The sequence below is a fragment of the Pseudomonas sp. WS 5412 genome, from assembly GCF_012985615.1.
Lineage (GTDB): Bacteria > Pseudomonadota > Gammaproteobacteria > Pseudomonadales > Pseudomonadaceae > Aquipseudomonas > Aquipseudomonas shahriarae.
In genome coordinates this window covers 1-1,914 of sequence record NZ_JAARMB010000054.1, presented here as the reverse complement: position 1 = coordinate 1,914, position 1,914 = coordinate 1, and the positions used below count along the sequence as shown (strand labels likewise).

Below are 1,914 nucleotides of genomic sequence, written 5' to 3'. Positions count from 1 at the left end.
GGACAGATGCGGCGTGGCTTCGTCCCGGTGAATGCTGGCCGTGACAATCCGATCCGCCCCGTACTTGTCCGCCAGCCACTGCAAAGAACGCTGGAAGAACGCTTTTTCCTGTTCTGGTGTCGCTTGAGCGAACCATTCAGGGCTGGCCGTCATCACGTATTCGACGGCCAAAACCGCGTCTTTGCGCCGTTTCTCCGGCAGCAAAACCCGCAGTTTGCCCATCGCCTCATCAGTGCTTTTCGCGACCAGGTGCTGATTGTCGGGTGTGCGCTCCTGGTCAGCATTGTGCGTCTCGCGTTCGCGGTAGCAATGCTGCATCGAGGCCGCTACTGAGCCCATGTTGGCGAGCTTCTTTGCTCGCATGATCGCGTATGCCATGACGCCCCCAATCTAATCCGATCCACCTAAAATCGCGCCTAGCTCCGCTGGGCCACTTCATTAGAAGTGTACTCACTAGACTTTGCTTCGCAAAGATCGTTCGAAAAGCACCTGCATGACAAATTTTTCACACGGGTCAAAAGTCCAAAAGTACCAAAGGCCTGCGCGGCTTCGCCTTGCTCCCCCCACTGACGCGCCCCCCCAAGGGGGCTTGTCCGTTCGCCACGTGGCAGGCGGTCAGGGGAAGAGCGCCCCTGACCACCAGCCATGAGCGTTGGGGTCGTTCCAGGGCGTCAAGGTCGGGGCCGCTTCGCGGTCGCTACGCGAACCTTGACCCCCTTCCACTTCGAATGGAGTGGGGGTCAAGGGGTTGGTGCGGCCCGCAGGCGCGAAGCGGCGAGGACTCGGCCCCTTGACGCCCACGGAATGACCCCAGCCTCCGTGAGTGGGGGCAGGGGGCGCTCTTCCCCCTGCCCCCCGAGCCCTCGGCGGCAAGAGTGGGGAGTCCAGAGGGGCAAAGCCCCTATGGGCAAGGGCCGGAGGCCCGCTGCAAGCCCTAAAAAATCGCTGCCCGGAGGGCAGGCATTCTCAAGGCCGAAGGCCGTGCTTTTGGGGGTAAGGCATCGCCTAGGGCGGATGCCCTATTGAGATACAGAAGGAGGCATTATGTAAGTCACTGATTTTAAAGGTTAAAAAAAAAACAGAGTACACCCCAGGAGTGTACTGGTGAGTGCACCCCAGGAGTGTACTCAGTTGTTCAACCAGTTCGCCTAGGTTTACAACCAGTACGCATGTGTGTACAACCAGTAGTACGAAACGAGACTGATGAGTACCACCATGGAAGAGACTGAGAAACAGGTTTCAAGCGTCGAGAATTACAACTTCGTCCAGCTCAACCGTAGCTACATGAAGCAGATGCGAGAGCTAGCTCGTAGGAACCCCGTGGCGATGCAGATCCTGTTCTATTTGGTCGAGCACATGGGTAAGTCAACAAACGCCGTTGTGTGCTCCTACAAGACCCTCTGCGAGGTCACAGATCTGAGCCGAACGTCAGTCGCAAAGGCAATCAAACACCTGAAAGACGACAACTGGCTGGATGCGATTAAGATCGGAAATGCCACAGCCTATTGCGTCAACGAGCGTGCTTTTTGGCAGTCAGCCCGCAACGCAAGGCGGTACGCGATTTTCTCAGCCACGGTCATTGCATCAGAGTCAGAGCAAGACAGCGACTATCACGAAAAGGCCCGGACAAAACTGACTCACGTGCCTGTGATTTCGAGCGACGACCGCGTTTTAGTAGGGGACGAGGAACTTTCGCCACCCGACCAGCAGGATTTACAACTGGACTGAGCAAAGGAGGAAAGCGCATGAGTCAAAACACCCCACCGGGCTCTGAACCCCATTTCATCGAAATCGGCGAGGTAGACGACATCCCGTTGCCTCTTCCCATTTTTGTTACCAGGCAGGGTGTAGATCGTTCCCACGATGAGGCCATGCACAAGGCTTTACAGGCCGATCCAGCCTATGCAGCCGAGC

2 protein-coding genes are annotated in these 1,914 nt (G+C 57.1%); one reads left to right on the top strand and one right to left on the bottom strand.

Going from position 1 to position 1,914, the window contains the following annotated elements:
* The coding region (gene mobV / locus HBR94_RS28325) for a MobV family relaxase (protein ID WP_170045908.1) at window positions 1-378 on the bottom strand (378 nt) is incomplete at its 3' end.
* Between the two features lie 837 nt (window positions 379-1,215).
* Between mobV and HBR94_RS28320 the strand changes: the two genes are divergently transcribed.
* Complete coding sequence (locus HBR94_RS28320) at window positions 1,216-1,728, top strand: replication/maintenance protein RepL (RefSeq protein ID WP_234451421.1); 513 nt, start codon at window positions 1,216-1,218, stop codon at window positions 1,726-1,728.
* The last annotated feature ends 186 nt before the right edge of the window (window positions 1,729-1,914 follow it).

Coding starts and splice junctions, on each gene's coding strand:
- HBR94_RS28320 (WP_234451421.1), top strand. CDS start 1,216: ATGGAAGAGACTGAGAAACAGGTTTCAAGCGTCGAGAATTACAACTTC.